Source organism: Cystobacter fuscus, from assembly GCF_002305875.1.
GTDB lineage: Bacteria > Myxococcota > Myxococcia > Myxococcales > Myxococcaceae > Cystobacter > Cystobacter fuscus_A.
On sequence record NZ_CP022098.1, the window covers coordinates 10759342 to 10774950 of the forward strand.

The following is a 15609-nucleotide window of genomic DNA, read 5'->3' on the forward strand; positions in this document are numbered from 1 at the left end:
CCAGGAAAGGAACATCCAACATGGCTGCTTATGATGTGATTGTCGTTGGCGCGGGAGCCATCGGCCTGTCCACCGCCTATTGGTGCTCGAAGGCGGGCAAGAAGGTGTTGCTCCTCGACCAGTTCGACTTCAACAACGACTACTTCTCCTCCAAGGGTGAGTCCCGCTTCTTCCGGGTCATGTATTCCGACCCGCTCCTCGCGCTGCTGGCGCAATCCGCCTATCCGCTCTGGCGGCAGATCGAGAGCGAGAACGGGCAGGGCAGGATCCTCACGGACACGGGACTGCTCTTCTTCGGCACTCCGGACGGGCTCAACACGCCGGAAGGAAACATCCCGCAGGCGGAGACGGTCATGAGCGAGCTCGGGATTCCCTTCGCGAGCTACACCGAGGGCCAGCTCGAGTCCACGTATCCCGTCTTCAAGGGCCTGGACTCGAGCAGCGTCGGTGTCTCCCAGTCGATGGGCGCGGTCATCGCCGCCAACGTGGCCCTCCAGGCGCTGCGCAACCTCTGTGTGAAGCAGGGGGTGACGCTCCTGGCGCACCAGACCGTGAGCCGGATCCGGACCGCGGGCCCCACCTCCGTCACGGTCACCACCAACCAGGGCGACTACACCGCGGCGAAGCTGGTCCTCGTCCCCTCCGCCTGGACCAACCAGGTGCTCTCGAGCCTCTCCGTCAAGCTCAACCTCGAGATCTGGACCATGACGTACGCGTACTACGGCGTGGACCAGTACAGCTACGACTACCCGCTCTGGTTCTACTTCGGCACGCCCGATGGCGACGATGGCGGCACCTACTACGGGCTCCCGCCGCTGCTCACCCCCGGGAAGATCAAGGTGGGAACGGACTTCACCTTCCAGAAGTCCGCGCTCCCGCCCACCTCACCGCCCCAACCGGACCCACGCATGCTGTCCTATCTGGACAAGTTCATGCTGGCCCACGTCAACGGGCTCCAGTCCACGGCGATGAACGCGGTGGGCTGCCTCTACACGATGACGCCCGACACGAACTTCGTCGTCGACCTGGTCCCCGGCCACGACAACATCGTCCTGTTCACGGGCGACACGGGGCAGGCGTTCAAGTTCACGCCCATCCTCGGGAAGATCCTGAGCGAGCTCGCGCTCTCGGGGACGACGCAGTTCAACATCGCGCCGTTCTCCATCCATCGGCCCGACATCATCCTGTCGAGCTGAGGGACCCTCGAGTCGCCCTCGAAAACCAGCACGTAGCATCCCCTTCGAAGACAACCCACAGGAGAAGAATCATGGCAAACACCGAGCAGGTCATCGACGTCCTCGTCGTCGTCGACGCCGAGAGCATCATGGAGCAGTTCCAGGGCAACCTGAGCACCAACCCCGCCAAGCCCACGTACATCGGGACCAACTCCAACCTGGTCTACATGTTCGTGAAGGGGGACGAGGTGGTCAGCGGACAGGCGACGTCGAACCTGAACGTCGCCGTCAAGACGAACAACCTCATCCGCTGGCGAGCCGCCTCCCTGACGATGAACACCGAGTACAGTGTCATCCTCAACTCCTGCTTGATCACGCAGGGGCAGAGCTTGATCTCCCCGCCGCAACCCATCAACCCCTCGGTGTACGTCCCGGTACCCACGGTCAGCGGCGGCACGGTCACGGGGGAGACCCGGCAGACCTTCACCGACTTCTACTTCCAGGCCGTTGGCCTGAATACCGGCCAGGTCACCTACACGTTCTCGTTCGCCATCACGAACAACGACGGCAACGTCCTCGGCTACTTCAAGTGGGATCCCAACCTCTCCATTTCCTGAGACCAGACCGCTTCGGCCCCCGACTCCACAAGACAAAAGGAAGACAAGACCATGTCCAGCACCGATCCGTTCATCGACATCCTCACGGTCATCGACGCGAAGAGCCTCTTGAAGGACTATGCCTCCAAGCCGGGAACGAAGGGCAGCCCGACGAACCTCGGAGGGAATGCCAGTAAGTACGTCTACATGCTCGTGAAGCGCGGCGAGGCGAACAACATGGAGGCGCAGGACGAACTGAGCGTCGCCGTCAAGACCAGCGACACCATCCGCTGGAGAGCCGCTTCCCTGACGCTGAACACGGGCCCCAGCACCCTGCTCTACCAGATGAACGTCTCCGCGGGGGGTAACGACATCACGACACCGGCGCCGTACGAGGCGGCGATCAAGATCCCCACCCCCGTGATCAACGGCAACAACGTCACCTCGATCGGCAGCCAGCCCTACAAGGACTTCTACTTCCAGTCGACGGCCAGGTACCCGGGACAGGTCACCTACCAGCTCTACTTCATGCTCGTGGACGACCAGGGCAACCCCGTCGGGTACTTCTACTGGGATCCGTTCCTCACCATCACCCAGTCGTGATCGCAGCGCTCCCCTTTCAAGCTCACAACCTTCAAGCCCACAAGGAGTGACAACCACATGAGTGAGAAGAGCAAACCCAAGGGTCATGCCGTCCTGTCGGGCGGGTGCCCCTTCCACCGCGGCACCCAGGTGGGGCCGCTGCCCACGCGCCCCGTAGGCAACAAGGTGAACGTCGCGCGGAACACGGTGCGGCGGCCCACGCGGTTCTCGGGCTATCCCCTCGGCTCCGACAATGGAACGGACAACGGGCCCACCGTCACCGACTTCACCCGGATGTTCCCCAGCCTCCCGGCCTCCGTGTTCGACGAGGACGACATCCGCTCGCTGACCACGCCGGGCGGGCCGATGGACGAGCTCAACGCCGGCTCCGCGCCGCAGGACAACCCCTCCATTCCCGCGGGGTTCACCTTCCTGGGCCAGTTCCTCGATCACGACATGACGTTCGATGTGTACTCGAACATCAACCAGGTCGGCACGGATCCCGATCAGACGCGCAACGCGCTGACGCCGACGCTCGACCTCGGGAATGTCTACGGACGGGGACCCGTCCTCGACGCGTTCCTCTACAAGAAGGACGGAGCGACGCTCGTCTACGGCACGACGCAGAACCCCAACTACGACGTGTGCCGCAACCCGGTCGGCACGGCCATCATTGGCGACCCGCGCAACGACGACAACCTCTTCGTCAGCCAGATCGAGCTGGCCTTCATCAAGTTCCACAATCAGGTGGTCAAGGACCTGAGCGGCCAGTACTCGGGGCCGGACCTCTTCGACGCGGCGTCGCAGCTCGTTCGCTGGCACTACCAGTGGATCGTCTACTACGACTTCCTGCCACGGTTCATCGGGCAGAGCCTCTTCGACAAGCTCGTCGCCAACGGTCCGCAGTACTACACGCAGACGAGCCTGGAGATCCCGGTCGAGTTCTCGGCCGCGGCCTACCGCATGGGACACTCGACGGTCCGTCAGACCTACCGGGTGAATGTCGAGATCACCCAGCAGCAGGTCTTCGACGCCCACATGCCCGGCACGTTCCTGCCCCCGGGCAACCGCATCGATTGGAGATACTTCTTCAATACGGATCCGAATACCCAGCCGCAGTCCTGCAAGCTCTTCGACACGTTCCTGGCCTCCGAGCTGCTCGCGCTGCCCTCCGCGGCCATTCCTGGCTACGAGGGCTTCACGAATCCCGGGACCCAGCAGCCGGATCCGCTCTACCTCTCGCTCGCGGGGCGCAATCTCCTTCGCCACAATGAGTACAACCTGCCCGCCGGGCAGACGATCGCGAAGGCACTGGGCGAGACGCAGTACACCAACTCCCAGCTCGGCCTGCCGCCCTCCTGGAACAGCGACGTGGCGCCGCTCTGGTACTACATCCTCAAGGAGGCCAGGCTCGCCAACCAGGGCCGGTTCCTGGGCCCCGTCGGGGGACGGATCGTCGGCGAGGTCTTCTTCGGCATCCTGCTCAACGACCCCTCCTCGTTCCTCCACAACGCCGGGTGGAAGCCCACCTACGGGAGCAACGGCTCCTTCACCATGGCGGATCTCCTCAAGATCTCGGACGCCTACACGCCCTGAGCCCCTGGGAGCATCCTGGAATCCGTCACGTGCGGTGGCCGTGGAGCCATCGATGCGCAGCTCGATGGCCCCATGCTCCGTGTCCTTCAGCAGCCCCCACCTGAGGAGAGCCGCGCGGCGACGGGGATGAAGGGAAGCTCCAGGGTGAAGGTAGCGCCACGACCGGGCCCATCGCTGTGCACGGTCAAGGAGCCATCCATCTCCTGCGCCGCGATGGCACTGGAGTGCAGACCGAAGCCGTGTCCCTCCTCGCGCGTGGTGAAGCCGTATTGGAAGATGCGCGTGAGCATCTCCGGCGCGATCCCCATGCCATTGTCATGGATGGAGATGCGCACCCGTTCGCCCACCTCCTCCAGCCTCACCGTCAGCAGCCGCTCGCTCGGTGCCACCACATCCATGGCGTACTTGGCGTTGCTCACCAGGTTCACCAGGATCATCAGCGTCTTGTGCTTGTCGGTCATCACCGGAGGCAGGGGCGCGATGTCACGCTGCACCTTCACCTGGTGGCGCACCAGCCCCGCGAAGTTGATGCGCAATGCATCCTCCAACAGCCCTGGCAGTGACACCTGCTCGTGCACTCGGGGAATCCGGGCGTAGTTCTGCTGCACCTTGACGATGTCGCCGATGTGCTCGGTATAGCGGCCCACGTCATCCAGCAACGACACCACCTCCTGGCGGTCCTCGACCAGGCTCTGCCCCAGCTTGTCCAGGAAGGGCATGAGGTGACGCCCCCGCCCGTCCTGGGTGAAGAAGGTGGACAGATCCTCCTGGTGCTCCTGGATGAGGTGGGCCACCCGCCCCACGTGCTCCAGCCGCATCCCACTCATCCGCTCCTTGGCCATCTGCGCGGAGGTGTAGACGCTGTTGAGCACGTTGCCCACGTTGTGCAGCACGTTGGTGGCGATCTCCGCCATGCCCGCGCGCCGGGCCGTCTGCACCAGCTGCAGGTGAACATCCTTGAGCTCGCGGGTGCGCTCCTCCACGTGCTGCTCCAGTCCCTCGTTGGCCTGGCGCAGGTCCGCCTCGCGCCGTTGCACCTCGTCGGCCATGAGCCGGAAGGCCTGGGCCAGTTGTCCCAGCTCGTCGCGGCGCGCGGTGTCCAGCACCACCTGGAAGTCTCCAGCCGCCACCTTGTCGGTGGCCTGGATGAAGGCATGCAGGGGCTGGGTGATTTGCCGACGGAGCACCTGGTACATGATGACCAGCTCCAGCAGCAACGACAGGATGCCCAGCAGCAGCACGTAGCGCGCCGCGAGCAGGGCGGGCTGGGACACCACGTGCTCGGGCAGCACCGTGGCGAGATTCCAACCAGGACCACGCAGTCGGGTGACGGCGACATACTCGCCATACTCCGGCAGCTCCAGGAGGGTCTGGCCGGGCTGGCGGCCCTTCACCCGCTCGAAGATGGCGCGCAGGTGGGCCGCTTTTCCCGCGGAGCCGAGGAGTCTGGCGGCGACTTCGGGCTGTCCGGTGTTGCTCAGGATGTCGTAGGCGCTGGTGGTGCCCTCCAGCTTCAGCTCGGGATGGGCGATGAGCTGCCCATCGTCGCGGAAGAGCAGGTTGTAGGCACCCGGAAGATGATCATTGATGGTGCGCGTCATCAACTCGTCGAGCAGGACATCGTGGCCGACCGAGGCGATATGGCGGCCATCCAGGTCCACCGGCGTGGTGACCGAGGTCAGCCAGAGATTGGAGACGACCTCCTTGAAGATGCCGGTCCAGGCGGTGCGCCGCTGGGGGTTGTTCTCGGGCAGAGCAAGGGGGAAATCCTCGTAGGCGGCCACCGAGAAGTCACGCGGGAGTTCCTGGACCCAGGTGGGGAGCATCGGCCAGAAGCCCGCGATCGCGCCCTCCGGGAAGGTGACGTAGGTCGTCGAGAAGCGGATGTGGAAGGCGGGGGCGTACCAGGAGAGCACGTCGTATACGGCCAGGAACCGGGTACGAAACCCGATGTCGAGGCTCACCCTGGCTGGAATGAAGGCCTGAATCATCCTCGTTCCATCGGTGGTTTCAGGCGGGGTGCGGACCGTGCCATCGGACTGCCGCACGAAGAGCCTGTCGAAGCGCGCACCCACCTCTTCTTCGTGTTGCTGGAGTTCCCGGATCCGCTCCTTCAGGGTCTTCTTGAAGAGGGCGTGGTTGTCTTCCGCCAGCAGGAAGATGGCCTGCTCGTGCTCGCCGCGCTTCACGACCGACTGCTCCATCCGCTCGAGGCTCTCCGTGCGCAGGGTGTGCAGCATGTGGAGGTAGCTGAAGAGCGTGGAGAGGGCGATGATGACCCCGATGCGCGCCCCCATCTTGAGGAGCGTCGAGCGGGCCAGGGGGGCGCGGAGATTGGACGATGGCTGCATGGTTGCAAGGTCACTGGCCGACCACGGAGTGAACGGTGACCGGCCGCTGATGACACGAGTCGGCGGACGAAAATTCCTCCCTGGGGCTTGCAAGGGATTGCCCGCTCGGCCCCATGAGCTCCGCCGCGTCGCGCTCGGGGGTTCCCGACGGACCCGGGCCGGGAGGGTCAATCACCCCGGAGGGCAGGTGCTCCGTTGTCTGGATTCGGCGTCCTATTGCCTTCCGGACAGCACGGGTACGCATGGGTTTACGGAGGCCCCCTGGGATAGGAACAATCGGGCGGTCTCGAGGCAAACACTCCCTCCCCTCGAAGGACATGTTCAATCGGCTCGTAGAGGTCGGGGGGCCTCGGAGAGCCGTCGGAGATGGTCGATGGGGCGTGTCCTCTTGTTGGTCTGGGTCTTGTGCACGAGCGCGTGCGCATGGGGCCCAGGCATGTATATGGACGAGGGTGCTCTCCGAGAACGGTACGCCGGGAGGGCCGACGCGGGTACCGGCGACGAATTCAAGATCGTCCCCATCGACGTGGCCCTGTTGGAAGAACAACAGAAGACACGTCTGGAGACACGGCCCGCCCCCCTCCAGGATCCGCTGGCGGAGTTCGCGGCGAACTACAACTACCGGGTGACCGCCCATGACGTGCTGAGTGTCATCGTCTGGGACCACCCCGAACTCACCATCCCGGCGGGCGAGTTCCGCTCCGCCGAGGCCACCGGCCACCCGGTGTCGACCGATGGGACGATGTTCTTCCCCTACGCGGGGAGCTTCCAGGTCGCCGGCAAGACGCTGCCCGAGATCCGGGAGTTGCTGACGCGACGACTGAACCACGTCATCGAGAAGCCCCAGCTCGATGTGCGCGTGGTGGGCTTCCGGGGGCAGAAGGTGCAGGTCACCGGGGAGGTGATCGCCCCCAGCAGCCTGCCCATCACGGACGTGCCCATGCGGGTACAGGACGCCATCAGCCAGGCGCGAGGGCCCACCCCCGAGGCCAACCTGCGCGGCGTCACGCTCACCCGGGGCGGAAAGACATCCACCCTGGATCTCCAGGCGCTCTACGAACAGGGGGACATCAGCCAGAACTGGCTCCTCCAGGACGGAGACATCCTTCACGTCCCCGACCGGAGCCGCAACAAGGTCTTCGTCCTCGGCGAGGTCCGCAAGCCTTCGTCTCGCGTCATGGTGAAGGGCCGGATGACACTCGCGGAGGCGATTGGCGACACGGAGGGTTTCGATCCGGTCAGCTCCAACCCGGCGAAGGTCTATGTCATCCGCGGCAACTTCGACCAGCCCACCATCTACAAGCTCGATGCCCGGTCGCCGGACGCGCTGTTGCTCGCCACGCAATTCCAACTTCAACCACATGACGTCGTCTTCGTCTCGGCGCACAACTTGACGCGCTGGAATCGCATCATCACTCAAATCCAGCCAACAGTTCAGATGCTCTGGCAGGCAGTAGATATCGGCAACAGGTCCGTCGTATTCACATCGCCATGACGAGCGCGCCCAGCCGCGAGGACCCCGCTCGCTCCAACCCCGGGGCAATTGAAGACGAACTCGATCTGCGCGGCCACCTGGGCATCCTGCTGGAGTCCCGCGGGTCCATCCTCGTGACGCTCGTCCTGACACTCGTGGCGGGCTCGCTGTACCTGCTCGTCGCGCCATCCGTCTATCGCGCGGACGTCATCCTCCAGATCGACAAGAAAGGCAGCCGGCTCGGGGAACTCGACGAGCTGCTCGCGGAGCTCTCCGGGGAGGTGTCCACGGAGATCGAAATCATCAGTTCGCGGACGCTGCTGGGAAAGGTCGTCGATGAACTCCAACTGGACGTGGAGGCCGGTCCGCGACGCTTCCCGTTCACCTCGGACGAAGGGCGTCTCCAGGTGACGCGGATGAACGTGCCGCCGGAACTGGAGGAGCTGCCACTCACGCTCGTGGCGGGCGAGGCCGGTGCCTACACGCTCCTCGATCCGGACTCCCAGCCACTCCTCGACGGGCGCGCCAAGGAGCCCGCCACGACGCCGCCAGACTCCCGCTGGCAGGTGGAGCTCCTCGTCTCCGAGCTCGACGCCCGTCCGGGCACGCGCTTCCAGGTGACCCGGCGCTCGCGCCTCGAGGTGGTGGAGGAGCTCCAGCGGACGCTGCGCCTGAGCGAGAAGGGCGCCAACACCGGCGTGCTCTCCGTGGTCCTCGAGGGAGAGGATCCCACGAGGCTCTCCGCGACCCTCGACGCCATCGCGCGCCACTACGTCCGGCAGAACGTCGAGCGCAGGAGCGAGGAGGTCGAGAGGACGCTGGCGTTCCTCGACACCCAACTGCCCGGGCTGCGCGTGCAGTTGGAGCGGGCGGAGGGGGCCCTGAGCACCCACCGCGCCGGTAGTGGAATCGTCGATCTCGGACGGGAGGCCCAGGCGATCCTGGATCGAAGCGTCGACATCGAGAAGTCCATCTCGGCGCTCTTGCTCGATCGTTCCGAGTTGCGGCAGCGCTTCACCAGGCAGCACCCGGTGCTCATCACCTCGGGCCAGAAGCTGGAGCGCTTGCAGGCCGATCGGGCCGCCATCAACGCCCAGCTCAAGAGCCTGCCGAGCGCGGAGCTCAAGTCGACCCAGCTCATGCGGGACGTGACGGTCGCCACCGAGCTGTACCTCCAGCTCAACAACAAAGCCCAGGAGTACCGGGTCCTGAAGTCGAGCATCGCCGGCAACGCGCGGATCCTCGATGAGCCCGTGGTGTCCCGCCTGCCGGTGCGCCCCAGCAAGCCGGGCGTGCTCGCGCTCAGCCTCGTGCTCGGGCTGACGCTCGGCGTGGCGCATGCCTTCGCCCGGCAGGCACTGCGCAGGGGCGTCTCGGATCCCGCCGTGATCGAGGCACGGCTCGGGGTGCCCATCCAGGCCACCCTCCCCCTCGCGTCCAGCCGCGAGGCGCTCGCCATCCTGGCCCAGACCCACCCGCGCCACCCGGTCACCGAGAGCCTGCGTGGCCTGCGCACCCGCCTCCAGCTCGCGCTGCGGGACTCGCCCAACAACGTGATCGCCCTCACCGGGCCGAGTCCCGGAGTGGGCACGTCCTTCGTCGCCCGCAACCTCGCCTGGGTGCTGGCGGACTCCGGCAAGCGCGTCCTGCTCGTGGACGCCAACCTGCGCGGGGGCACGCTCCACCTCGGCTTCCGGGCCGAGTGCGCCCAGGGCCTCTCCGAGGTCCTCGGCGGCACGATCGGCCTGGAAGAGGCGGTGCGGCGGCTGCCCGGCCAGAGCCTGTCCTGGCTGTCCACGGGCGCCCTCCCGCCCAATCCCGCCGAGCTGCTGCAGAGCGACGCGTTCACGGCGCTCGTGGCGCGGATGTCGGCCGGGTACGACCTCGTCCTCCTCGACACGCCCCCCATCCTCGCGGTGACCGACGCGGCGCTCGTGGGCCGGCACGCGGGCATCAACCTCGCCGTGGTGCGCGCGGGCGTCCACCCGATGAGGGAGCTCGGCGCGGCCCTCCACCGGCTCGAGCAGGACGGAGTCCCGGTGCGGGGAATCATCTTCAACGGCGTGCCGCGCTCCGCGACGGGACGCGTCGTGAGCGGCATCTACCAGTACGACTCCCCGACCACCGGCTGAGCACGAACGAGCGCCACCCCATGACATGGATCCGATGCTCAGGACTGGGATTCATCGCCGCGCTCTACGTGCTCGCGGGGCGCTGGGGTTTCCATCGGTTGGCCAACGCCAACCCCGAGCCGGACCCGTTCCTGGAGCTGCGGCTGTGGATCGTCCTGGCAAGCGTGGTGCTCGCCACCCTGGGACTGCTCCACCGCGCCCACCGCGCGGCGAGGCCCGGAGAGAGCCGGCCCGACACCCGGCTCGCCATGGCGCTGCTGCTGTTCCTCGGCTACCTGTGCACCAGCGCGCTCTGGGCACCCGACGCGGAGTTCGCCCTGGGAAAGCTCTACGATCTCACCCTGGTGGGGGTGATGAGCGTGGGCTTCGGGCTCGCCGCGCTCCGGCAGCCGGCGGTGCGGGTGCTGGACGCGTTCTGGACCGTGGTGGTCCTGGCCACGGGGCTGCTGGCGCTCACCGGCGTGAGCCAGTTGCTGGGTGGCGGGGGTGGCGCGCGGCTGGCGGTCCTGGGAGGAGGACCGAACATCTTCGCCCGGCTCATGGGGCTGTTCGCGCTCGGCGCCCTGTACTTCTGGAACCGGCGGGGACAGACGTGGCTCTGGATTCCGATGGCGGCCGCCGGCGTGCTGCTCGCGCTGCTCACCGGCTCCCGGGGAGGCACGGCCGCCATCCTCGCGGGCGTCCTCACCTTCCTCGTGGTGGGGCGCATCCCCTTGCGCCGGCTCGCGCTCCTGTCGGTGCTCGCCACGGCCGCCGTCCTGGTGGTGATCACGTTCACCCCCCTGGGCAAGGCGCTCAGCCGCTCCATGGAGGAGCGCTTCCTGCGCCTGACCCTGAACTACGAGGGAGGCAGCGACACGGAGAGCAAGGTGTACCTGTCGGGACGCGAGTCCCTGTATGCCGCCGCGTACGAGCTCGGGCTCGACAACCCGGTGGCGGGAGCGGGGCTCGCCGCCTTCCCCGCGCTGGGGCTGGGTGTCTACCCCCACAACCTCTTCCTCGAGGTGTTCTGCGAGGGCGGCGCGCTGGGCCTCGCCTTGCTCGGATGGACCCTGCTCGCCTTCCTCCGCGCGGCGTTCCGGGGCCGCCACCGCATCGACGGCGCGACCGTCGGCGCGGTGGTGCTGGTGCTGCTCGGCAGCCAGTCCAGTGGCGACCTCTACGACACGAGGGCCCTCTTCCTGCTGATGGTCATGTCCTCGTGCACCCTCTCCACGAGGACCGCCTTCGTCCCCTCCTCACCCATCGCCTACCCCGCCGTCCACGGAGCCACCTGACATGAAGATCATCTACCTGCACCAGTACTTCACCACGCCCACCATGCACGGCGGCACCCGGTCCTACGAGCTCGCCCGCCGCCTGGTCGGCATGGGACACGAGGTGCACCTGGTGACCTCGGACACCGAGCCCACCCGGGGCACGAAGGGCTGGCGCGAGACGAACGAGAGCGGCATCCACGTGCACTGGCTCCCGGTGCCCTATTCCAACTCGATGAACTACGGGGACCGGATGCGCGCCTTCAGCCACTTCGCCCTCAACTCCGCGCAGCGGGCGATGCGGCTGTCGGGGGACGTGGTCTTCGCCACGAGCACCCCGCTGACCATCGCCGTGCCGGGCATCCTCGCCTCGCGCTGGAACAACAAGCCCATGGTCTTCGAGGTGAGGGATCTCTGGCCCGCCCTGCCCATCGCGGTCGGCGCGCTCAAGAGCCGCCCCGCCATCCTCGCCGCCCAGTTGCTCGAGCGGGCCGCCTACGCGGGAGCGGCGCACATCGTCGCGCTCTCGCCGGGGATGAAGGCCGGAGTGGAGGCGGCGGGCGTCTCCCCGGAGAAGATCACCGTCATCCCGAACCTCTGCGACCCGGAGCGCTTCCAGGTCCCTGCCTCGGCGGGCGCGAAGTTCCGGAGCAGGTACCCGTGGCTCGGGGCTCGGCCCATGGTCCTGTACGCGGGCACCCTCGGCCTGGTGAATGGGGTGGAGTACCTCGTGCGGGTCGCCGCGGACATGCTCAAGCGAGACCCGGAGGTGCGCTTCGTCATCATGGGACACGGACGCGAGGAGCAGGCCCTGCACGGGCTGGCCGAGCGCCTGGGCGTGCGCGACCGCAACCTCTTCTTCCTGCCCAGCGTGCCCAAGGCGGAGATCCCCGCGGTGCTCTCCGCGACCACCATCGCCACCTCGCTCTTCACCGACGTGCCGGGCATGCAGGACAACTCCGCCAACAAGTTCTTCGACGCGCTCGCCGCCAGCCGGCCCCTCGCGCTCAACTACGGCGGCTGGCAGGCGGAGCTGCTCGAGCGGGAGCGGTTCGGCCTGTACCTGCCCCCCAAGGACACCGCCGCCGCGAGCGAGCTGCTGGCCAACAGGCTGCGTGACTCCCAGTGGCTCGCCGAGGCGGGGGCGCGGGCGGGACGGCTCGGCCGGGAGCGCTTCTCCGCGGACTCCGCGGCCCACCGGCTCGCCGAAGTGCTCCAACGCGCGGTGGGCAGGGCGTGACACGTCGGTCGCTGGGAGGCAACTTCGCCTGGACGCTCTCGTCCGGGCTCGTGTACGCGCTCGCCCAGTGGGGCGTGCTGGTGGCCTGTGCCCGGCTCGGCACCATGGAGCTGCTGGGCGAGTTCGCCCTCGGCCTGGCCCTCACCGCCCCGGTGATGCTCCTCGCGCGGATGAACCTGCGCACGCTCCAGGCCACCGATGCCCGGGGCACCCATGGCTTCGAGCACTACCTCGGGTTGATGGTGCTCAACGTGCTCGGGGGAGTGCTGCTGTGCTGCGCCATCGGCTGGCTGGCGGGGTATCCGGCGCGCTCCGGCCTCGTCATCGCGCTGCTCGCGCTGGCCAAGGGCTTCGAGGCTCTCAGCGAGGTGTTCTACGGCGCCCTGCAGAAAGCCGAGCGGATGGGCCTCATCGCCCGCTCGATCATCGCCAAGAGCGTGCTCTCCGTGGTGCTCGTGGCGCTCGCGCTCGTGCTCACGAGGAGCGCGGCCGCCGCGGCCGCGGCCCTGGGACTGTCCTGGGCGCTCGTGCTCGTCCTGTTCGACGCCCATGCGTACCGGCGCGTGTTCGGCGGGGAGTCTCCCTGGGGCCGGGTGTGGCGCACACCGTGGCGGGAGCAGGGCGCGCACCTGAAGAGCCTGCTGGGACTCGCCTACGCGCTGGGAATCACCGCCCTGCTGGGCTCGCTGCGCCCCAACGTGCCCCGCTACCTCCTGGAGGCGCACGCGGGCCAGGCCGAGCTGGGCATGTTCGCCGCGCTCGCCTACTTCACGGCCCTGGGAGGCCGGGTGGTCCATGCGCTCGGGCAGGCGGTGAGCCCCCGGTTGGGGCGCTACCACGCGGCGGGGGACGCGACGCGCTACGGCCGGACGCTCGCGGGCTTCACGGGAGGGGCGGCCCTGGTGGGCGTGTGCGCCATCGCCGGCGCGGCGTTGCTCGGGCGCCCGGTGCTGACGCTCTTCTATGGGGCCGCCTACGCGCGCAACCTCGAGCTGTTCGTCTGGCTCATGGGCGCCGCCGCGCTGGAGTACGTCTGTGTGAGCCTGCAATTCGGGCTCACGGCGGCGCGGGAGCTGAAGGTACAGGCGCCACTGCTCGTCCTCTCCGTCCTGGTGGTCGCGCTGGGCAGCGCCTGGTGGGTGCCCACCGTGGGGACCGTGGGCGCGGCATGGGCCCTGGCGTTGGGCTGGCTCGTCGAGCTGAGCGGCGGCGCGTGGCTCGCCGTGCGCGCCTGGAGGCGCCTCGCGCTCCAGGAGGCGGAAGCCGGCGGATGCGCACGCACCAACACAAGGCCCGGGCTCCGGGGCGATTGGTGAGCAACCAGGGGGGCCTCTACCCTCGAGTTCGAGCGGGTGCATGCGCGCGGGTTCAGCTCCCTCCCCTGGGGACGGAGTCGAGCACGAAGCCCCCCGCCGGAAACCGGAGCGAGAACACATGCGGCGACAGAATGGAGCGGGGCTGTTCCTCAAGCGGTGCATCGATCGGCTGGCGGCGGCCGTGGGGCTGGTGTGCCTCTCCCCGGTGATGGCCATGACGGCGCTGGCCATCCGGACCACGATGGGTGGCCCCGTCCTCTTCCGGCAGATGCGCCCGGGCCGCGGGGGAAGGACGTTCCAGCTCGTGAAGTTCCGCACCATGCTCGATGCGCTGGACGCGGACGGCCAACCACTGCCCGACGAGCAGCGCCTCACGCGTGTCGGGAAGTTCCTGCGCGCGACGAGCCTGGACGAGCTGCCACAGTTGTGGAACGTGCTGCGCGGCGACATGAGCCTGGTGGGGCCCCGCCCGCTGCTGGTCGAGTACCTGCCCCGCTACTCCGCCGAGCAGGCGCGGCGCCACGACGTGCTCCCCGGCATCACCGGCTGGGCGCAGGTGAACGGGCGCAACGCCCTGGGCTGGGAGGAGCGCTTCCAGCTCGACGTCTGGTACGTGGACCACTGGAGCCTGGCGCTGGACACGAGGATTCTCGCGCTGACGGTCCTCCGCGTGGTGCAGCGCCAGGGCATCTCCCACGCGGGGGACGCGACGATGTTCAAGTTCCTCGGCAACGAGACGCGTGTACGGCCCGCACCACCTCCACCACCCGAGCCAGATCGTCTGGAGTGAGGTTGGAGCCGGACGGGAGGCAGAGCCCATTCTGGAACAGCTCCTCCGCCACCTGGCCTCCCCTCCGCTCGAAGGCGGCGAAGACCGGCTGCAGGTGCATGGGCTTCCACACGGGCCGGGCCTCGATGTCCTCCCTCTCGAGCGCGAGCCGCACCGCCTCCCGGTTCGCGCCGAAGCGCGCCGGGTCGATGGTGAGCGTCGTCAACCAGCGCGTGTGACGTCCCCAGGGCGCCTCGGGCATGAAGGTGATTCCGGGCACCTCGGCGAGCGCCCGCACGTAGAAGTCGTGGTTCCTTCGCCGCGCGGCGACCCGGTCCTCCAGCACCCGGAGCTGTCCGCGGCCAATCGCCGCCAACACGTTGCTCAGGCGGTAGTTGTAGCCAATCTCGGAGTGCTGGTAGTGCGGCGCGGGGTCGCGCGCCTGGGTGGCGAGCTTGAGCGCGTGGCGAACGAGCTCCTCGTCCGGCGACACCAGCATCCCTCCTCCCGAGGTGGTGATGATCTTGTTGCCATTGAAGGAGTAGATGCCGACGCGGCCCAGCGTGCCCGGGGTCCGCCCCTTGTACGTGCTGCCCAGGGCCTCGGCCGCGTCTTCCACCACGGGCACGCCATGGCGGTCGCACGCGGCCAGGATGGGCTCGAGATCGGCGCTCTGCCCATACAGGTGGACCACGACGACCGCGCGGGGCAGCCGGCCGGACCGGGCGCGCGCCTCGAGCTCCTCGCTCAGCAGGGTGGGATCCATGTTCCAGGAAGCGCGCTCGCTGTCGATGAAGACGGGAGACGCGCCCAGGTAGCAGATGGGATTCACCGAGGCCGAGAAGGTGAGCGTGCTCACCAGCACCTCGTCTCCCGGAGAGACACCGACGAGACGCAGTGCCAGGTGGAGCGCGGCCGTGCCGGAACTCAGCGCGAGCGCGTGTGGTGCTCCGACGCACCGGGCGAACTCCTCCTGGAACGCCTCGACGTGCGGGCCCAGCGGAGCGATCCAATTGCTCGCGAACGCATCGTCGACGAAGCCGCGCTCCAGGGAGCCCAGGTGGGGGGATGACAGGTGGATGCGTGGGGGCATTCGAGGCTCCTGGAAGAAAAGAGGCGTGC

12 protein-coding genes are annotated in these 15609 nt (G+C 67.7%); 10 read left to right on the top strand and 2 right to left on the bottom strand.

The window, feature by feature from the left end; genetic code table 11:
- Positions 1-20: 20 nt before the first annotated feature.
- The 4 genes from CYFUS_RS43710 (at position 21) to CYFUS_RS43725 (ending at position 3949) form a co-directional block, all read left to right on the top strand.
- Positions 21-1196, top strand: coding sequence for an FAD-dependent oxidoreductase (locus tag CYFUS_RS43710; protein WP_095990611.1), 1176 nt, complete (start codon positions 21-23; stop codon positions 1194-1196).
- A 71-nt stretch (positions 1197-1267) separates the two neighbouring features.
- A complete protein-coding gene (locus tag CYFUS_RS43715; RefSeq protein WP_095990612.1) occupies positions 1268-1792 on the top strand; it encodes an AidA/PixA family protein in 525 nt (174 codons plus the stop codon).
- 51 nt (positions 1793-1843) lie between these two features.
- Positions 1844-2374: an AidA/PixA family protein gene (locus CYFUS_RS43720; RefSeq protein WP_095990613.1), complete on the top strand. Its 531-nt coding sequence runs from the start codon at positions 1844-1846 to the stop codon at positions 2372-2374.
- Between the two features lie 57 nt (positions 2375-2431).
- Complete coding sequence (locus CYFUS_RS43725; protein ID WP_095990614.1) at positions 2432-3949, top strand: peroxidase family protein; 1518 nt, start codon at positions 2432-2434, stop codon at positions 3947-3949.
- An 86-nt stretch (positions 3950-4035) separates the two neighbouring features.
- Here CYFUS_RS43725 and CYFUS_RS43730 read toward each other — a convergent pair whose 3' ends face one another.
- Positions 4036-6300, bottom strand: a complete 2265-nt coding sequence (locus CYFUS_RS43730) for a sensor histidine kinase (RefSeq protein ID WP_232537145.1) — start codon at positions 6298-6300, stop codon at positions 4036-4038.
- 373 nt (positions 6301-6673) lie between these two features.
- Between CYFUS_RS43730 and CYFUS_RS43735 the strand changes: the two genes are divergently transcribed.
- From CYFUS_RS43735 to CYFUS_RS43760, 6 genes are all read left to right on the top strand, one after another.
- Positions 6674-7795 carry a polysaccharide export protein gene (locus tag CYFUS_RS43735; RefSeq protein WP_198316342.1) on the top strand — a complete coding sequence of 374 codons (1122 nt, stop codon included), beginning with the start codon at positions 6674-6676 and terminating at the stop codon, positions 7793-7795.
- Positions 7792-9906, top strand: coding sequence for a polysaccharide biosynthesis tyrosine autokinase (locus CYFUS_RS43740; RefSeq protein ID WP_095990615.1), 2115 nt, complete (start codon positions 7792-7794; stop codon positions 9904-9906). The genes CYFUS_RS43735 and CYFUS_RS43740 overlap by 4 nt, the downstream gene beginning before the upstream one ends.
- 20 nt (positions 9907-9926) lie before the next feature.
- On the top strand, positions 9927-11183 hold the full coding sequence (locus CYFUS_RS43745) for an O-antigen ligase family protein (RefSeq protein ID WP_095990616.1): 1257 nt from the start codon (positions 9927-9929) through the stop codon (positions 11181-11183).
- A 1-nt stretch (position 11184) separates the two neighbouring features.
- Positions 11185-12402, top strand: a complete 1218-nt coding sequence (locus CYFUS_RS43750) for a glycosyltransferase family 4 protein (RefSeq protein WP_095990617.1) — start codon at positions 11185-11187, stop codon at positions 12400-12402.
- The gene (locus CYFUS_RS43755) at positions 12399-13718 is read left to right on the top strand and encodes a lipopolysaccharide biosynthesis protein (protein WP_095990618.1); all 1320 of its coding nucleotides are present in this window, start codon (positions 12399-12401) and stop codon (positions 13716-13718) included. Before CYFUS_RS43750 ends, CYFUS_RS43755 begins: the two co-directional genes overlap by 4 nt.
- Before the next feature lie 118 nt (positions 13719-13836).
- Positions 13837-14508, top strand: a complete 672-nt coding sequence (locus tag CYFUS_RS43760) for a sugar transferase (RefSeq protein WP_095990619.1) — start codon at positions 13837-13839, stop codon at positions 14506-14508.
- Here CYFUS_RS43760 and CYFUS_RS43765 read toward each other — a convergent pair.
- Positions 14435-15580 (bottom strand): DegT/DnrJ/EryC1/StrS family aminotransferase, encoded by a 1146-nt coding sequence (locus tag CYFUS_RS43765; protein ID WP_095990620.1) that lies wholly within the window; start codon positions 15578-15580, stop codon positions 14435-14437. The two genes, CYFUS_RS43760 and CYFUS_RS43765, sit on opposite strands and share 74 nt — an antisense overlap.
- Positions 15581-15609: the final 29 nt, after the last annotated feature.

Excerpts from the sequence above, each read along its gene's own strand:
- CYFUS_RS43720 (WP_095990613.1), top strand. The coding sequence starts at position 1,844 with ATGTCCAGCACCGATCCGTTCATCGACATCCTCACGGTCATCGACGCG.
- CYFUS_RS43735 (WP_198316342.1), top strand. The coding sequence starts at position 6,674 with ATGGGGCGTGTCCTCTTGTTGGTCTGGGTCTTGTGCACGAGCGCGTGC.
- CYFUS_RS43725 (WP_095990614.1), top strand. The coding sequence starts at position 2,432 with ATGAGTGAGAAGAGCAAACCCAAGGGTCATGCCGTCCTGTCGGGCGGG.
- CYFUS_RS43740 (WP_095990615.1), top strand. The coding sequence starts at position 7,792 with ATGACGAGCGCGCCCAGCCGCGAGGACCCCGCTCGCTCCAACCCCGGG.
- CYFUS_RS43730 (WP_232537145.1), bottom strand. The coding sequence starts at position 6,300 with ATGCAGCCATCGTCCAATCTCCGCGCCCCCCTGGCCCGCTCGACGCTC.
- CYFUS_RS43745 (WP_095990616.1), top strand. The coding sequence starts at position 9,927 with ATGACATGGATCCGATGCTCAGGACTGGGATTCATCGCCGCGCTCTAC.
- CYFUS_RS43750 (WP_095990617.1), top strand. The coding sequence starts at position 11,185 with ATGAAGATCATCTACCTGCACCAGTACTTCACCACGCCCACCATGCAC.
- CYFUS_RS43760 (WP_095990619.1), top strand. The coding sequence starts at position 13,837 with ATGCGGCGACAGAATGGAGCGGGGCTGTTCCTCAAGCGGTGCATCGAT.
- CYFUS_RS43715 (WP_095990612.1), top strand. The coding sequence starts at position 1,268 with ATGGCAAACACCGAGCAGGTCATCGACGTCCTCGTCGTCGTCGACGCC.
- CYFUS_RS43710 (WP_095990611.1), top strand. The coding sequence starts at position 21 with ATGGCTGCTTATGATGTGATTGTCGTTGGCGCGGGAGCCATCGGCCTG.
- CYFUS_RS43765 (WP_095990620.1), bottom strand. The coding sequence starts at position 15,580 with ATGCCCCCACGCATCCACCTGTCATCCCCCCACCTGGGCTCCCTGGAG.